The 17,568-nt window shown below is 67.2% G+C and carries 10 protein-coding genes; 6 read left to right on the top strand and 4 right to left on the bottom strand.

Translation table 11 applies throughout. From position 1 onward, the window contains the following. The first annotated feature begins 158 nt into the window (after nt 1–158). The 4 genes from M0R80_16495 (at nt 159) to M0R80_16480 (ending at nt 10,857) form a co-directional block, all read left to right on the top strand. Complete coding sequence (locus M0R80_16495; protein MCK9461228.1) at nt 159–2,372, top strand: protein kinase; 2,214 nt, start codon at nt 159–161, stop codon at nt 2,370–2,372. Between the two features lie 77 nt (nt 2,373–2,449). Continuing rightward, a complete protein-coding gene (locus M0R80_16490) occupies nt 2,450–6,136 on the top strand; it encodes a PAS domain S-box protein (protein ID MCK9461227.1) in 3,687 nt (1,228 codons plus the stop codon). Between the two features lie 336 nt (nt 6,137–6,472). Then, complete coding sequence (locus M0R80_16485) at nt 6,473–9,685, top strand: PAS domain S-box protein (GenBank protein ID MCK9461226.1); 3,213 nt, start codon at nt 6,473–6,475, stop codon at nt 9,683–9,685. 11 nt (nt 9,686–9,696) lie between these two features. After that, nucleotides 9,697–10,857, top strand: coding sequence for an EAL domain-containing protein (locus M0R80_16480; protein MCK9461225.1), 1,161 nt, complete (start codon nt 9,697–9,699; stop codon nt 10,855–10,857). Between the two features lie 13 nt (nt 10,858–10,870). Here the strand turns inward: M0R80_16480 and M0R80_16475 are convergent, their stop codons facing one another. From M0R80_16475 to M0R80_16460, 4 genes are all read right to left on the bottom strand, one after another. Continuing rightward, nucleotides 10,871–11,818 carry a GGDEF domain-containing protein gene (locus M0R80_16475; protein ID MCK9461224.1) on the bottom strand — a complete coding sequence of 316 codons (948 nt, stop codon included), beginning with the start codon at nt 11,816–11,818 and terminating at the stop codon, nt 10,871–10,873. After that, nucleotides 11,818–13,521 (bottom strand): HAMP domain-containing histidine kinase, encoded by a 1,704-nt coding sequence (locus M0R80_16470; GenBank protein MCK9461223.1) that lies wholly within the window; start codon nt 13,519–13,521, stop codon nt 11,818–11,820. The genes M0R80_16475 and M0R80_16470 overlap by 1 nt, the downstream gene beginning before the upstream one ends. 126 nt (nt 13,522–13,647) lie before the next feature. Continuing rightward, the gene (locus M0R80_16465) at nt 13,648–13,941 is read right to left on the bottom strand and encodes a hypothetical protein (GenBank protein ID MCK9461222.1); all 294 of its coding nucleotides are present in this window, start codon (nt 13,939–13,941) and stop codon (nt 13,648–13,650) included. A 183-nt stretch (nt 13,942–14,124) separates the two neighbouring features. Next, on the bottom strand, nt 14,125–14,886 hold the full coding sequence (locus tag M0R80_16460; protein ID MCK9461221.1) for a M10 family metallopeptidase domain-containing protein: 762 nt from the start codon (nt 14,884–14,886) through the stop codon (nt 14,125–14,127). A 269-nt stretch (nt 14,887–15,155) separates the two neighbouring features. Between M0R80_16460 and M0R80_16455 the strand changes: the two genes are divergently transcribed. Both M0R80_16455 and M0R80_16450 read left to right on the top strand, forming a co-directional pair. Continuing rightward, nucleotides 15,156–16,937 (top strand): sigma 54-interacting transcriptional regulator, encoded by a 1,782-nt coding sequence (locus M0R80_16455; GenBank protein ID MCK9461220.1) that lies wholly within the window; start codon nt 15,156–15,158, stop codon nt 16,935–16,937. Nucleotides 16,938–16,975: 38 nt separating this feature from the next. After that, nucleotides 16,976–17,568, top strand: a 593-nt coding sequence (locus M0R80_16450; protein ID MCK9461219.1) for an HD domain-containing protein, incomplete at its 3' end; no start/stop codon positions are given.

Raw genomic sequence — 17,568 nt, 5'->3', positions numbered from 1 at the left:
CATGTTGGCGCCGTCTCTTCGCCGCCTGCGGCTTCGAGGTGGTCGGCAACCCCGACGGCGGCGAGCATAAAATGGAGGGAGTCTGTTTTTCGTGGTCGCCGAAGTGGTAAAGTAATGGGGGAATTTTGCAACGGTACAAGAACTAGCATTGAGTCCCGTTGGTAAGGATCGTCGGCGTGGGCGAACGGTTGTTGGACGGCGTGATCGAGGACCTGGTAACGGCTGTGCACCGTCGGCGCCCCGAGTCTCACGAGCTGCTCGAAAAAGCCGATTACCTCTTCGCCTTGGCCACCCAGCTGGACTGGACCGACGACGTTGCCGCCGACATCGAGGATCTCAAGCGCCACCTGGCGGCCGGCTGGGAGCGGCGCCTCTGGGAAGCCTCGACAAAGGCCAAGCGGCACCTGCTTTCAGGCGATCCGGGGAGCGCCGCCGGCGCCCTCAAGGAGGCCGTTCGCGAGATCGCGATGGGTGCCGAGTGGAGACCGCTCGCGTTCTCCAGCTACGACGACCTCGTCGATCCCGAAAGCCTCGAAGCGGGCGGCACGACGCGGGACGATGCCCCTCCTTCGGACGCCGCCGCGCACGCGTCGGACACGATCCCCGCGGCGGAGTTCGACCCCCTGATCGGCACCGTGCTCGACGGGCGTTACCTCGTCACCGGCGCGCTCGGCGAGGGCGGCATGGGCCGCGTCTACAGGGCGACCCATGTGCTCATGGACAAGCAGGTCGCGCTCAAGGTCATCCACACCGATCTCGTGCATGTCGAAGACATCACGCAGCGCTTCGAGCGCGAGGCCAAGTCGTCGAGCCGGCTCACGGATCCGCACTGCATCACCGTCACCGACTTCGGCCGGACGCCCGACGGGACGCTGTTCCTCGTGATGGAGCTGCTCGACGGCGAATCGCTCGAGACGCGGATGAGCGGCGGCAGGTGCCTCACGGTGGAAAAAGCGCTCGACGTGGTGAAACAGTTGCTCCGCGGGCTTGGCCACGCCCACGCCCAGGGCGTCGTGCACCGCGACCTGAAGCCCGAGAACGTCTACCTCACGACCCACGGCGAGGAGACCGATTTCGTCAAGATCATCGATTTCGGGATCGCGAAGCTCGTGTCCACCGAGGAGGGTGGGGAGAACCTCACGCGCAAGGGCGTCGTCTTCGGCACGCCGAAGTACATGTCTCCCGAGCAGGCGGCCGGCGACAAGATCGATCAGCGCACCGATCTGTACACCGTGGGCGTCATGCTCTGGGAGATGCTCACCGGCACCGCGCCGTTCGAGGCGGACTCGGAGATCGACGTCGTCTGGAAACACCTCACCGCGCCGCCGCCGCTCCTCGCCGATCGCGGCCGCTTCCCGCGCGGCCTGCAAGAGCTGATCGATCGCGCCATGGCCAAGCGCCCCGACGACAGGTTCGCGAGCGCCGAGGAGTTCCTCGAGGCGATCGGGAGGCTCGATCCCGAGGCGGAACCGCCGACCGGCGTCTTCGAGCTGGTACACAAGCTCGAGCAGCGCGCCGTGCGAGTGTCTCCGCCTCGCCGACTCTCCCGCCTCCCCGGGCGTTGGCGCCTCGTGATCGCTTCGGCGTGCGCGCTGCTCGTCGTCGGGATCATCGTCGCGACGGCGGTCGGCGGAGACGACGAGGAGAAGCCCGAGCCGGTCGTCGTCGTCCAGCCGGAAAGGACCAGCGAGAAGCACGAGATAATCGATGAATCCGCGGAGCTCCTGGACCGCGCGGCCGCCCAGATCAGGATCGGAAGGGGAGCGGAGGCGGTGATCACGGTGAAGGAGGCGCTCGTGCTCAAGCCGGGGCACCCGCCCGCGCTGCTCCTCCTCGGCCACGCGGAGCTCTCGTCCGGCGAGCGGGACCAGGCGATGAAGGACTATGAGAAAGCGCTGGCTGCCGATGCCGCGCTCGCGGCAGACGTCCGGCTTCAGGAGAACCTGCGCGAGGGGCTCAAGTGGGCCGTGCAACGCGAGAAGGCCGCCTGGCTCCTCGCGGCGTACGGCGGTCGGGCGGAAATCGAGTTTCTCACGGGGCTCGCGAGCTCCGCGCTCATCGAAGGCGACGTGCGGCGGGCGGTCCGCAGCGCGCTCGCCGAGACGAATCACGGCGCGGGGATCGACTGGCTCGCGTCCCTGACCGCGGACTTCAACGAGCTGACGAGCTGCAAGCAGCGCAGGGAAGTGATCGAGCAGATGGCGAAGACCGGTGATGCGGGATTCCTTCCGCTCCTCGCGAAGCACCGCCCGATCAAGACCAAGAAGCGGTTTGGGCGGACGAAGACGACAAACGCCTGCATCGGTGATGCGGTCGAGGCTGCGATCTCCGCCTTGAAATCCGGTGGCAGCTCCGACGCCGACGGCCCGTAGGAGTCGAATCGGAATCCTGTGCCTCACACACCGCGTTCTGTTAGTATTGCCAATCCATTTCGGAATCGGAGGATGTGATGGGGGGCTCCGGCCCGAGCACCACTGGCTTCTCCAGATTGTCGCACGTCGCCCTGGCGGCGATGTTGCTGGCCCTCGCGGCCGGGGGCTTCGCCTATTACAAAAGCGAGGAGCGGCGCATCGGCCGGGAGGCCTACGCGGAGATCCATGCCATCGCCGCGCTGAAGGCGGATGAGATAGAGCTCTGGCGAGCGGAGCGTCGCTTCGACGCGTCGAAGCTCGAGGGGAACCCGTTCCTCGCGGACGCGGTGGCCGCGTTCCTGGAGGCGCCGCTCGACGAGACCCAGGTGTCCAGGTTGCGAACGGTCCTGCGTTTGGAAACACGCGGGAGCATCTACACGGACGCCCTGCTGATCGGGAACGACGGAAGGATACGGCTGTCGGTCCGGGATCGGCCCGATCCGGTGAGCAAGGAGCTGAAGGCGGCCATCGACGAGGCGGTGGCGAGGCGCTCGCCGGTGCTCGCCGATCTCTACAGGTGCCCGCGAGGCGTCGTGTACTCGGACGTGGTCGCGCCCGTGCTCCGAGGCGACGGGAGCCCGATCGCCGCGATTGCGCTGCACGCCGACGTCGATGCCCTCCTCTTCTCGCTCGTCCAGTCCTGGCCCACGCCGAGCCCGAGCGCGGAGACGTTGCTCGTCCGGCGGGAGGGCGACGAGGTCGTGTTCCTCAACGAGCTGCGGCACCGGAAGAACACCCCGCTCGCGCTGCGCTATCCGTTGACCCGCACGGAAGTTCCGGCCGTGCAGGCCGTGCTCGGAAAGCGCGGGCAGTTCCGCGGCGCCGACTACCGCGGCGTGGAGGTGATCGCCGACATGCTGCCGATCGAGGGCTCGGACTGGTTCATGGTGGCCAAGGTCGACGCCGACGAGGTCCTGTCCGAGGCCCGCTACCGCGGCGGGATGGTCGCCCTCTTCGTCGCCCTGGCCGTTCTCCTGGCCGCGGCCACGGCACGCGTCGGTCGTCGGCGGCGCGAGGCGGGCCACTTCCGGAACCTGTACGCGGCGGAGCGGAGGCTGCGGGAGGCCGAGGAGGAGCTGCGCACCGCCTTCTACTCCATCGGCGACGCGGTCATCACGACGGACAGGGAGGGCAGAGTCCGGCAGATGAACCCCGTGGCCGCGAGGCTCACCGGCTGGAACGAGGCCGAGGCGCGGGGCCGGCCGCTCGCGGATGTGTTCCACATCGTCCACGAGGAGACGCGCGCAGCGGCCGAGGACCCGGTCGCGCGCGTGCTGCGCGAAGGCCAGATCGTGGGGCTGGCCAACCACACGGTGCTTATCGCCCGAGACGGGATCCAGCGCCCGATCGCCGACAGCGGCGCGCCGATCCGCGACGAGAGCGACGCGATCACCGGCGTCGTGCTCGTCTTCCGGGACCAGACCGACGAGCGCGCGGCGCAAGCGGCGCTGCGAACAGCCCAGGAGCGCCAGCGGGCGATCCTGTCCGCCGTTCCCGACATCGTCATGGAGGTGGACGACCGCAGGATCTACACGTGGGCGAACGGGCCGGGCAAGGAGTTCTTCGGGGACGACGTGTTCGGCAAGGAGGCCGCCGTCTATTTCGTGGGCGAGCAGAACGTCTACGAGCAGGTCTTGCCCTTGTTCGAGGGAGCCGAGCAGGTCGTCTACCTCGAGAGCTGGCAGCGGCGCAGGGACGGGGAGAAGCGGCTCCTCGCCTGGTGGTGCCGAGTGCTCAAGGACGAGCAGGGGAACGTGACGGGCGCCCTGTCCACCGCGCGCGACATCACGGATCAGAAGATCGCGGAGGAGGCGCTGCGCGAAAGCGAGACACGCTTCCGCGGCGTCTTCGAGAGCTCGACCACGGGCAAGTCGCTGACCGCACCGAACGGCAGGCTCCTCCGCGTGAACCCCGCGTTCGCTTTGATGCTCGGACGCTCGATGGAGGAGATGCAGCGCGCCAACTTCGCCGAGCTGACGCACCCGGACGACCTGGCCGAGAGCCTGGAGTGCGTCCGATGCCTGGTGGCGAACGAGCGATCCAGCTACAGGATGGAGAAGCGGTACCGGCACCTGGACGGCCACTTCGTCTGGACGGACGTGGGCACGACGCTGCTGCGGGACTCGGCCGGCGCTCCTTTGTACTTCGTGACCAGCATCAACGACATCACCGAGCGCAAGCAGGTCGAGGAAGCGCTGCGCGCGAGCGAGGAGAAGTACCGGGTCCTCGTGGAGAACGCCGAGGAGGCCATCTTCGTCGCCCAGGGCGGCATGCTGCGGTTCGCCAACTCGAACACGAAGAAGATGCTCGGATACCCGGCGGAAGAGCTGTCCACGCGACCGTTCGCCGATTTCATCCATCCGGACGATCGCGCGCTGGTCATGGACCGGCACGTCCGGCGGTCGCGCGGCGAGGAGCTGCCGTCCCGGTACGTCCTCCGGATTTTCAACTGGGCCGGCGACACGATCTGGATGGAGCTGAACGTCGTGGTGATCGTGTGGGACGGCGCGCCCGCGACCTTGAACTTCGCGACCGACATCACCTATCGCAAACGCGAGGAGGCGCGGCGAGGCGAGCTCGAAGAGCAGCTGCGGAGCGCCCAGAAGATGGAGGCGATAGGCGGCCTCGCGGGCGGCATCGCGCACGACTTCAACAACCTGCTCTCCGTGATCCTGAGCTTCGCGGACTTCGCGCTGGCCGGCGTTCCCAAAGACGATCCGGTACGCGACGACCTGCTCGAGGTGAAGAAGGCCGGCGAGCGCGCCGCGATGCTCACGCGGCAGCTCCTCGCGTTCGGCCGCAGGCAGATCCTGCAGCCCGCGCCGCTCGACCTGAACCGGGTCGTGGCGGAGTTCGAGAAGATGCTCCGGCGGACCATCGGCGAGGACATCGACTTCGAGCAGATCCTCGCACCGGACCTCGGCCTCGTCCACGCCGATCCGGGACAGATCGGGCAGGTGCTCATGAACCTGGTGATCAACGCGCGGGAGGCCATGCCGGAGGGCGGCAAGCTCACCATCGAGACCGCCGACGTGGAGCTCGACGGGGAGTACGCCGCGACCCACGCGGACGTGAAGCCGGGCCCCTACGTCCTGCTCGCGGTCACGGACTCCGGCTGCGGGATGGAAGCCGAGACGCGGGAGCGGATCTTCGAGCCGTTCTTCACGACCAAGAGCGGCAAGGGGACGGGCCTGGGTCTCTCCACGGTCCACGGCATCGTCAAGCAGAGCGGCGGCGACGTCTGGGTGTACAGCGAGCCCGGCATCGGGACGACCTTCAAGGTCTACCTGCCGAGGCTGATCGAGCACGCGACCTTTACCCCGCCGAGCCGCGGCCCCGAGGCGCCGGCCGCGGGGACCGAGACCGTCCTCGTGGTGGAGGACGAGGAGGCGGTGAGGAACCTCGTCGTGCGGATCCTGCGTGGCGCCGGCTACGCCGTCCTGCCCGCCTCCAACGGGGCCGAGGCGCTCGACGTCTGCGGGGCGCACCCGGGCGAGATCCACCTCGTCCTGACCGACGTCGTGATGCCCGACATGAACGGAAAGGCGCTCGCCGACAGGCTGGCGGAAGCGCGCCCCGGGATCAGGGTGCTCTACATGTCCGGGTACACGGACGACGCGATCGTCCACCACGGCGCGCTGGACCAGGAAACCAGCTTCATCGCCAAGCCTTTCAACGCGGCCGATCTCGCGCGCAAGGTGCGCGAGGTGCTGGACGGAGAGTGAGTTACGCACACTATTTCCGAAGACAGGCCATTTCCCCGCGCGGGGAGCGAGTGCCTGGCCTTCTCAAAATGGTGGAGCGTTTCCCTCATTATGATTGGGAGAGTCGGGTATTCGAGCGCCTTCGACATGTAAATACTGGAAACCACTCGTGTCCCTCCGTGGCCCGATAGATGCAGCAACCGCGTGCAGATAGAAGGCTCGCACCGGGGAATCGGAGCTCCGCCAACGGCGGATCCCATGTCGTCTCGCCGTCGATGCGTTGGGGCGCCCGATGCTCGATAATCCGGACGTCTTCGGTATCCGGGGGCGGATCTCCGTTTCCGGTGGAGGGACGCCATGAGCGAGAGCAGGTCAGGCCCCGATCGGCTCGAGGTGCAGAACGCGCTGCGCGCATCGGCAGAGAAGCTCCGGGCCGTCATCGAGAACGTCCCGGCCGGCATCTCCATCAGCACGCCGGGCCGCCGGATTGTCGAGGCCAACCCGGCGCTGTGGAAGATGTTCGGGTTCTCCTCTAAAGAGGAGTTCACGGAGGGCTCCGCCTCGCAGCACTGGTACGACCCGCTGGAGAGGGATCGATTCGTCGAGTTGATGCAGCGGCAGGGAACGGTCAAGGAGCACGAGACGCGCTTCGTCCGGAAGGACGGCTCCGCCTTCTGGGTCGTCCTCACGTCGACGAACTACGCGGCCAGCGATGGCGAGACCTGGATGATCACGGCCACTATCGACATCTCCGAGCGCAAGCGGATGGAGGAGGCGTTGCGGCAGAGCGAGAGGAAGTACCGCGGGCTGTTCGAGGAGTCCGGCGACGCCATCTTCATCGCCGACGCGAAGACCGCGATCATCCTGGACGTGAACAAGCGGGCCGAGAAGCTGCTCGGCATGCCGAGGCACGAGATCATCGGCATGAACCGGGCCGATCTGCACCCCAAGACCGAGGAGTTCGCCCGGGAGTTCGAAAGCCACGTCGAGGCCGGCAAGGTCAATGATGCCGAGTCGACGGTGATCGACAAGAACGGTCGGCACATCCCGGTCCGCATCAACGCGACGACCTTCGAGCTCGGAGGCAGGAAGGTCATCCAGGGGATCTTCCGGGACATCTCCTCGAGCAAGCGGATCGAGCACGACCTGGTGGCGTCCGAGGCGCGGTACCGCCGCCTGTTCGAGGCCGCCAAGGACGGCATCCTGATCCTCGACGCGGAGACCGGACGGATCGTCGACGTCAACCCGTTCCTGGTGGAGCTGACGGGCTACTCGCACGAGGAGTTCCTGGGCAAGCACCTCTGGGAGATCGGCTCGTTCCGGGACATCGCCGCCTCCAAGGAGTCGTTCGCGGAGCTGCAGACGGAAAAGTACGTCCGCTACGAGGATCTTCCGCTCAAGACCCGTGACGGGCGGAAGATCGCCGTCGAGTTCGTCAGCAACGTGTACCTGGTCGACGACAAGAAGGTCATCCAGTGCAACATCCGCGACATCACCGGGCGCAAGCGGGCCGAAGAAAATCTGGCGCGGAATTTCGAGACAGAGGCCGCGTTGAACTCCTTGCTGTCCCTCTCTCTTGAGGACAGTTCCATCGAGGAGCTCCTGCCCCGCGCATTGGAGCTCATCCTCTCGCTCAAGTGGCTCGCGATCGAGTCAAAGGGCGCGATCTTCCTGGCCGACGAGGCGGGGAAGACGCTACGGCTTCGAGCCGAAAAGAACTTCTCCCAGGACTTGATCGCCGCGTGCACGGCGGTCCCGTTCGGGCGCTGCCTGTGCGGAAGAGCCGCGGCCGAGCGGGCAATCCAGTTCGCGGATCGGGTGGACGAGCGGCACGACGTACGCTACCCGGGCATCCAGCCGCACGGACACTACTGCGTGCCCATCCTGTCCGGTGATCGCGTCCTGGGCGTCATCAATCTGTACGTCAAAGAGGGTCACGCCTGGAGCGCGTGGGAAGAGGGCTTCCTGAAGGCCGTGGCCAACACGCTCTCCGGAGCCGTTGCGCGAAAGCGGGGCGCGGAGGCGCTTCGGGAGAGCGAGGAGCGGTTTCGAGTCCTCTTCGATCAGGCGGCGGACACCATACTTCTTTTGGAGATCACGCCCGGAAGCGTCCCCGTGATCCGGGATGCGAACCGCTCGGCCCTGACGGCTCTCGGCTACCAGCCGGAGGAGCTCGTGGGCCAACCGGTGTCTTTCATCGAGGCGGGCGCCGATGCCTCCAGGCTCGCGAATGAGAGAAGGCGAGGCATCCTCTCCGGAGCGGGGAAGCTCTTCGAGGTACAGCACCGGTGCAAGGACGGCACGATCCGGGATCTCGAGTGCTCGGTGACGGAGATGCGGATCGGTTCGAAGGTCCTCGCCATCTCGGTCGAGCGCGACATCACCGATCGCAATAAAGCCGAAGCGGTGCGCGAGAAGCTCGAGGAGCAGCTGCGCGCGTCGCAGAAGCTGGAGGCGATAGGCTCCCTGACGGGCGGCATCGCGCACGACTTCAACAACCTCCTCTCCGTGATCCTGAGCTACACCGGCTTCGCGCTGGACGCGGTGCCCGAGGGCGAGCCTCTGCGAGAGGACCTCCTGGAGGTGAAGAACGCCGGCGAGCGCTCGGCGGCGCTCGTCCGCCAGCTCCTCGCGTTCAGCCGCAAGCAGATGATGGAGCCTGTCCCGCTCGACCTGAACCAGATCACGGCCGAGCTCGAGAAGATGCTCCGCCGAATCCTCGGCGAGGACATCGACTTCGTGCAGGCGCTCGCGCCCGACCTCGGGCTCACGTTCGCCGACCCGGGTCAGATCGAGCAGGTGCTCATGAACCTGGTGGTCAACGCCCGCGACGCCATGCCCACGGGCGGCAAGCTCACCAACGAGACCACCAACACCGAGCTCGACGACGAGTACGCGGCGAGCCACGTGGCCGTGGAGCCGGGGCCGTACGTCATGCTCGCGGTCACGGACACGGGCCGCGGCATGGACGAGGGAACGAAGGCGCGGATCTTCGAGCCGTTCTTCACCACCAAGGAGAAGGGCAAGGGCACGGGCCTCGGGCTCTCCACGGCGTACGGCATCGTTCGGCAGAGCGGCGGCGATATCCACGTCTACAGCGAGCCCGGACTGGGGACGACGATGAAGATCTACCTCCCCAGGAAGACCTCGCCCGCGGTCGTCGCGCCCAAGGTCTCGATACCCCCGACGCGGTTGACCGGGAGCGAGACGATCCTCGTCGTGGAGGACGAGGAGGCGGTGATGAACCTCGCGAAAAGGATCCTGGATACGGCGGGCTACACGGTGCTGACCGCGACGAGCGGGGACGAGGCGCTGGCGACGTGCGAGCGGCACGCGGACCAGATCCACCTCGTGCTGACCGACGTCGTGATGCCCGGGATGGGTGGGAGGGAGTTCGCCGAGCGGCTCGCGAAGCTCCGCCCCGGGATCAAGGTCCTCTACATGTCCGGCTACACGGACGACGCGATCGTCCACCACGGCACGCTCGACGCGGGGACCAAGTTCGTCGGCAAGCCGTTCAACTCAACCGATCTGACCCGCAAGGTGCGGGAAGTGCTGGATGAAACGTGAGAGGAAAAGGAATGGAAAATACATCCCAGGGCCGTGTCCTCGTCGTCGAGGACGAAACCGCGCTGCGTCGCGCGTTCGCGCGGATGCTCGAGGACACCGGGTTTGCGGTGGTGCAGGCGGGCGACGGCCAGCAGGCGATCGATGCCCTCGCCGGCGGCGCCTTCGAGGTCATCCTGACCGACATCGCCATGCCCGGCATGGACGGCATCCAGCTCCTGCGCGCCGTGAGGGAGCGCGATCTCGACGTTCCGGTGATCCTGATCAGCGGCAACCCGACCGTCGAGTCGGCGGTCCAGGCGGTGCAGTACGGGGCCCTGCAGTACCTCATCAAGCCCGTCGATTCCCGCAGCCTGATCGCGGTCGTCGAAAAGGCGGCCAAGCTCGGCCGCATCGCGGTGCTCAAGCGGGAGGCGGCGAGCCTCGGGCCGGTCGACAAGCTGCTGGGCGATCGCGTCGCAATGGAGACGAGCTTCGCGCGGGGTCTGGACACGCTGTGGATGGCCTTTCAGCCGATCGTGGATTGGAGAGAGAAGCGGATCGTCGCGTTCGAGGCGCTGGTGCGGACGAACGAGCCGACGCTGCCTCACCCGGGCGTGCTGTTCGCCGTCGCCGAGCGGCTCGATCGCGTGCACGAGATCGGGCGCACCATTCGCGGCGCGATCGCTAAGACGCTCTTCGAGAGCCCCCCGCCCGCCGAGGTCGATGTCTTCATCAACCTTCATCCCGGCGACTTCCTCGACGAGACGCTCTTTTCGCCCGACGCCCCGCTCGCGGCGTTCGCCTCGCGCGTCGTCCTGGAGGTCACCGAGCGGGCGGCGCTCGACGAGAAGGCCGGCATCGCGGAGCGCGTCGGCCGGCTCCGGAAGCTCGGGTATCGCATCGCCATCGACGACCTCGGCGCCGGCTACGCCGGGCTCTCGTACTTCACGCAGCTCACGCCGGACGTCGTCAAGATCGATATGTCGTTGGTTCGAAACATCCACGAGGACCCCGTCAAACAGAAGCTCGTCGGCTCGCTGACCCAGCTGTGCAAGGAGCTCGGGATGCGCGTCGTCGCCGAGGGCATCGAGACCGCGGCGGAGCGTGATACATGCGTCGAGCTCGGCTGCGATCTCCTCCAGGGCTACCTGTTCGCCAAGCCGGGCAGGCCCTATCCGGAAGTCACGTGGTGAAGCGCCGAGCCAGCTATCCGATCTGCAACTCGGTCGCGACGACGCGGTTCCTGCCGGCCGCCTTGGCCGCGTACAGGTTCACGTCCGACTGCCGGACGAGCTCCGCGGGCGCCACCTCGGCGCCGCCGGGCGTGGTGCAGACGCCGACGCTGATCGTGACCGGGATCCGCTCGCCCTGCGGTGTCCGGATCAGGATCCGCTCGACCTCGGCCCTCAGCCGCTCGCCGAGCGCGAGCCCGCCCACCTGCCCTATCCCGCGCGCGATGACCGCGAACTCCTCGCCTCCGTACCGGGCGAAGATGTCCTCCTGCCGCAGCATCCGGAGCAGCGCCCCGCCCACGGATTGCAGGACCTGATCGCCCGCCTGGTGCCCCCAAGAATCGTTGACGTTCTTGAAGTGATCGAGGTCGAGCATGGCGAGCGTGACCGACATCGCGTGGCGCTTGGCGTAGGAGAGCTCCGCGGCGATCCGCTCGTCGAAGTGCTTCCGGTTGAAGGCGCCGGTGAGCGCGTCGCGCACGGACGATTCGTACATCTGCTGCTGGAAGGCGACGTCGAGCCTGTCCTGCAACACGAACTTGAGGATGGTGCGGCGGCCGACGAGCACCTTGTCGCCGTCGGCCAGCTGGTATCGGGAAACACGGACGCCGCCCACGAAGACGCCGTTCGTGCTGTCGAGGTCCTCGAGGACGAACGCGCCCGACTCGTCGCGGAAGACCCGCACGTGGCGCCTCGAGATGCCGTCGTCCCGGATGATCCCGTCGCATTCGGGATCCCGTCCGATGACGGTGGGGCCATCCTCCCTGAGGGGAATGCTGTCGCCCATGTCCATGCCCCCGATGACGACGAAGGCGGCCTGCCGGTCGGAAAGACCGCGGCCGAGCTCGTTCGCCGCGACGAGGTCGAGCTGCAGGGTCATCTCCGTCGTCTGGCGCGGCCTGCGGCTCTGCTTCGATTCCATCAGCGTCCCCTGGATCTGCGGATCGTCACGACCTTGTTGAAGCTGTCGTGGTCGTCGTCCCTGACGCGCTCGTCCTTCTGCGCGACCTCCTTCGCCGCCGTGGAGATCTCCACCGGGAAGTGGGCCCAGAACGTGGTGCCCATGCCCGGCAGCGACATGACCTCCAGCTTGCCGCCGATCTGGGCGAGGAGCTTGACGACGACCGAGAGCCCCACGCCGTGGCTGTACTTGGCGCGCGCCTCCTTCGCGGATCCGTCGGGCTCGAAGATCTTGCGGATGTCGTCCTCCTCGATCCCCCTCCCGGTGTCCGACACCTTGACCGTGAGGAACCCCGGCTTCCCGTCCAGCTCGATCACGATGCTGCCGCGCTCGGTGTACTTCGCGGCGTTGGTGAGCAGGTTGTCGATCACCCGGTCGAATAGCAGGAGGTCGGTTTCGATCCTGGGCGGGGTCTCGCGCGACGCGAGCGTGCTCACGCGGATCTCGCGGCCGATGACGAGCGCCCGGACCCGGCGCCGGAGCTGATCGAGCAGCGGCTCGGTCTCGACGTTCTGGGGAGCGAGCCGCAGGAGCGGCGCGTCGGCGCGCACCAGGGTCATCAGATCCTGGAACATCGCGCTCATCTGCACCAGGGCCTTGCCTTGCTCTTTCAGGTTTTCGACGAGCTCCGGGCTCAGGCCGTCGGTGTCTTCCAGCATGCTCTCGTTCAACGCTCGGATCAGGAAGAGCGGGCTCTGCAGATCGTGGGACACCCCGCGCAGGTTGGTCTGCAGGTCCTCGCGGATGTTCTGGAGCCGGCGCACCACGGCCTCCACGCTCGCGGTGCGCTCCGCGACCTGCTCCTCGAGCACGCGGGTCCACTCCTTCTGCCTTTGGTTCAGGGCCAGCACCTCGCGCCGCGCGTCCGCGTCCTCGGCCGCGAGGCCCACGAGCGCCTCGTTCATCTCTTCGCCGATCGCGAGGTTGGCCTTGTTCGAACGGCGCAGCTCGAGGACGTACCCGACGAGCCCGCAGAGGATCGGCAACCCGAGCCACAACGTGAGGGTGCCCAACCCGGCGAGGCTCAGGGCGAACGCCGCGGCGGCACCGGCGAGCGCGCCTATGAACATGGGCAACGGGCGCCGGTGCTCGTACCACTGGTACTTGAGCTCGCAGCAGTCGTTCCCGAACGCGACGCACTTGCGCTCGGTGATCCGTGCCCCGGGCAGCCCCCACATCGTCGGCAGGGCCGAGCTCTGTGCCTGACGCGACAGGCAGACGAGTCGATCCTCCCTCTTGGTGCTGTAGTGGCGGTATTCGAGGAAAGTGCGGCCGGATGCGAGCACCTCGAAGCGGCCAACCCGAGACACGAGGTGAAACTGGGACATCGCCTTGAGAAAGACGGCGAGCGGCGACAGGGCACGGAACGCGAACCTGAACACCCCGTACGATTCGCTCATCCGGTAGATGCAGGCGCGCTGGAACTCCTCGTCGGACCCGGCAACCTCGCGCACGCCTTTGAGGAACGCCTCGAACGATTCGAGGCTCGTCCACCGGCTCTTTCCGTCGAAGTCGCCGACGGCGAGACCAGCGGCGGTCAGGATCCGTTCCAGCACGTCGGTCCCGTGCTTCTCGCGGAGGTAGCGCGTCAACGGAGTGAAGATCCGGAGGTTGACGTCACCGGTTGTCGATGGAGCGACGGAGAGGCGTTTTGATCTCGCCACGCTCACGGCTCACCTCCCCCCCAGACTGTCACTTACTTCTAGCTGCTCTTCGTGCCTGCCTATTCAAGCGATTGAAGAATAATACACCTTTTCTGCATCTCGGGTAACAGGCTCAATCCCGAGATCTCACCCGACCCCGAGAACCCGCAGCAGGGTCGAGGTTTCGGCGAGCTTGGAGACGATGGCGTCGACTCCAGGGCCTGCCGACAGCGACGCTTGGTGAAAGCCGGTCAGGATGATCGCCCGCTCGATCGAGGGGTGCTCCTTCCTCCACCGTGGCACGAGCTCGAGCCCGGGGGGATCGTCCTCCCCGAGGGACTGGTCGCACACGAGGTGCGTCACTCTTGTTTTCTCGAGGACGGCGTCTCCCTCGGCGCCACTCGTCACCACGTGGACCTCGTCGAAGTGTCTGCCCAGCACTCGGGACAGAGCTCGCCCCACGTTGGGTGTGTCATCTACGATCAAAAGTGTTCTTTTCGAAGCCATGGGGTCCCTGTGAGATGATGTTGTCTTTTTGTAGATATGAATATGCATGAGAATAGTGGCGAATGCTAACGAACTCGTCATTTTCCCGAGCTCGCTGCGGGCGGCTGGCGCCGCTGGCTACGGGCGGGCTCTCCGGACGTAGACCAGGCCGAGAACGAGCAGCATGGCCAGCACCGGCGACATCGAACCGGGCCGCCCCGGCGCCACGCTCGCCGTGCACGACATCGTCCCCGCTTCGTCGTCGAGCTCGACGCCTTCGTACAGCGCCTCGGCGCCGTCGATGTCGTCTTCGTCCAGGTCGCCGTCCCATTGGCCGCCTTGGGCGATGGTCGGGTACATTCGCGCTTCGACGACCTCCGAGTGGCCCAGCCCCAGCATGTGACCGGCCTCGTGGGAGGCGACCGCGAAGACGTCCTGAGTGTCATCCGAGCCGTCCGCGCTCCAAGGTCCGGCGCTCTGGTAGAAGACGATGTCGGCCCCGACGATCGCGCCGTTCGATGCGCCGTAGCTGACGTATGTCGTCGCGTTGGCGTCGTCCTTGCCATCGGGAGCGGCGCTCTCGACGAGAATGCAGCTGACGCCGTCGGCCTTCACGCCGCCCGCGCCGCAGTCTCCTTCGACGAATTCGAATTCGAACGGGAAATCCACGGAATCGGCCCAGACCCCGAATGCGTCCTTTATCGAATCCTGGATTTCATGGACTTCCCCGAGGCGGGACAGGCTCCCGTCGAGGACCACGGTCACGCGGGGCTCCATCCAACGGACCGGGTCGCCGTCCGGGGATTCGAAGTACGAGTACCCGAACGCGTTCGCCGACCCCAGGAGCAGCGCGCCGGCTGCCGCCAGGAACGTGATGGAATTGGGTGAGTATCGTTGCATGACGTGACCTCCGGACCGACATAGAGCAAGGAGGGGGCCAACCCGATGGGCGCGCCAACTATCTGTTTTCAAAAGAAAACGGGCCGCTGTACCTGTCGGTCACGCCGAATCTGCGCGCTAAAAGAGCGCGAATCGGGCAAAAACGGCGCGATTCGCCTCGTACTTCGGACAAACCCCGTTGCGCTGCGCTCGAAAAGAGCGGTACGCTTGCGGGTAGGGGTTTCATCCAAGTGGAGTCCGACTTCCGAAAGCGGGATCGCGAAAGCGACTTGGCGGCGGCAGAATACCCGCCCGGGCCGTATTTCTTCGTCTTTTCGGGAGACTCGGTACGGCGACTCCCGGTGCTCGTTCCCGGACAAGTCTCGCTCCTGCGCTCGGCCGGCGACGAAGGACGATTCGAGGACGACGGGCCCGAGGCGAGCGCGGTGGGCATCCGGATATCGGAGACCGAAGCGGTGCTCGAGATCCGCGACCCGTCTATCGAGGTTCGCGTCAACAGCGAGCAGGTCGCCGGGACCAAGTCGATCATCTCGGGCGACACGATCTCCGTCTGCTCCCTGACCGTCGTGTTCCATAGGCCGGCGAGCCGGACCGCGTCGCGCACCGTCCTGGACGGCGCAACGCTCTTGGACCGCCTCCGCCAGGAGATCGAACGGTCCCTGCGCTACGGCCGGCCGCTGTCCGTGCTGGTCGTCGACACCGGACACGATCCGCCGGATGCGCTCGGGATCCGCGACGCGATACTCGGCGCCGTGCGGTTCGTGGACATCGTCGGTTGGGACGGCGGCCGAGAGGTGGTCGTCGTCTTTCCGGAAACCTCCGCCGAGGCCGGAGTTCCGGCGCAGCGCGTGCTGGACGCCGCCAAGCGCCTGGCCCCATCGGTCCGGGTCGGCCTGGTGTCGTGCCCGGACGACGGCGCGGACGCCGAGACCCTCCTCGCCGGCGCGCGGCTCGCGACGACGTCCGTCGGTTCGAGCGCGGTCGCCGCGATACGGGACGCCGTCACCACGTACGAAATCGGAAGCTCCCGGATCCTCGTCGCCGACCCGAAGATGCGACGACTGTTCGAGCTCGTCCGCGATCTCGCGCTCGCGGAGATCCCGGTGCTCATCACGGGCGAAACCGGCACCGGCAAGGAGATCGTCGCGCAGGCGCTCCACGCCTGGTCGCCACGAGGGACGCATCCCCTCGTCTCCGTCAACTGTGCCGCGGTGACGGAGTCTCTCCTCGAGAGCGAGCTCTTCGGCCACGAGCGCGGGGCGTTCACCGGCGCCACGTCGGCCCGCACCGGGCTCCTCGAGAGCGCCCGCGGCGGCACCGTCTTTCTCGACGAGATCGCGGAGAGCACCCCGCGCGCCCAGGCCGAGCTGCTGCGCGCGCTCGAGACGCACCGCATCCGCCCGGTGGGATCCGTCGCGGAGAGGCCCATCGACGTGCGGATCATCGCGGCGACGAACCGCAACGTGGAGAAGGAGATCGAGGCCGGGAGGTTCCGCAAGGATCTCTACTACAGGCTGGGCGCGGCGATGCTCTCCGTTCCGCCGCTGCGCGAGCGCCCGCTCGAGATCCCGCTCATCGCCCGGACGTTCCTCGTCGATGCCTGCCGCCGCGCCGGCAAACCGGTGCTGGAGATCTCGAGCCGGGCCATGCAGCGCCTCGAGCTCCACGACTGGCCCGGCAACGTGCGCGAGATGAAGAACCTCATGGAGTTCGTCGCCGCGTCGGTCTGCGGCGGCACGCTCGACGCGGAGATGCTGCCGGAGCGGATCGGCCAGCGCGCCGCCCCGTGGCTCGTGGGCCGGACGCCTGAGCCGCGCGCGCGAGACGTCGCCGGCGCGACCTCTGCCGGAGAGGGCTTCAGGAGGCTGGAAGACGAAATCCAGGAGCTCGAGCGCAGGCGAATCGAAGAGGCCCTTGCCGCCGCGAACGGTGTTCGCGCGAAGGCCGCGACGCTGATCGGCATGCCGTTGCGGACGATGGTCTCCAAGATCCGGCTGTACGGGCTCGGGTCGATCCCGAGCGGCCGTGGAAGACGACGGCGCGATCCATGACCGGGAGCGGCCCAAGGGACTTGTTCGAGATCCTCTATGTGCCAGAGGTCGTCTCGGCAGGAGGTGATCCGGCCGTGGGGCAGCTCGAGTCGCTCGTGCGCCTGGCCGCGGGGTACCAGTTCCGCGAGGACGGCGTCGTCGAGCACCTGCGGCGCGTCTGCGCGTACGTCGGGGCGCTCGCAGCGGCCTGCAATTGGCCCGCGCGCGAGACGCTCCTGCTCCGGCATGCCGCCCTGTTCCACGACGTCGGGATGACAGACGTGCCGGAATCGATCCTGCGCAAGGAGGGCAAGCTGACCGATGTCGAGACCGCCATGGTCAAACGGCACCCGGAGCTGGGTCGTGCTCTGCTCGGCGACGTCGACACGCCCCTGCTCCGAGAGGCGGCCGCGCTCGCCTGGACCCACCACGAGGCGTTCGACGGCAGCGGTTACCCGCGGGGCATTCGGGGCGACGCGATCCCGGCCGGGGCGCGCATCCTGGCCGTGGCCGACGTGTTCGACGCGCTGACCACCCGGCGCGCGTTCAAGGATGCGTATCCTATCGATGTCGCCGTCGAGATCATCAGCAAGGGCTCGGGGCACCGCTTCGATCCGGAAGTGGTCACCGCGTTTCTCGAGCGCCGCGCGGA

This window comes from Pseudomonadota bacterium (assembly GCA_023229365.1).
In the GTDB taxonomy this organism is placed as follows: domain Bacteria; phylum Myxococcota_A; class Polyangia; order JAAYKL01; family JAAYKL01; genus JALNZK01.
Note: the sequence above shows the minus strand (reverse complement) of the source record. Positions and strands in the feature narration are given on the sequence as shown.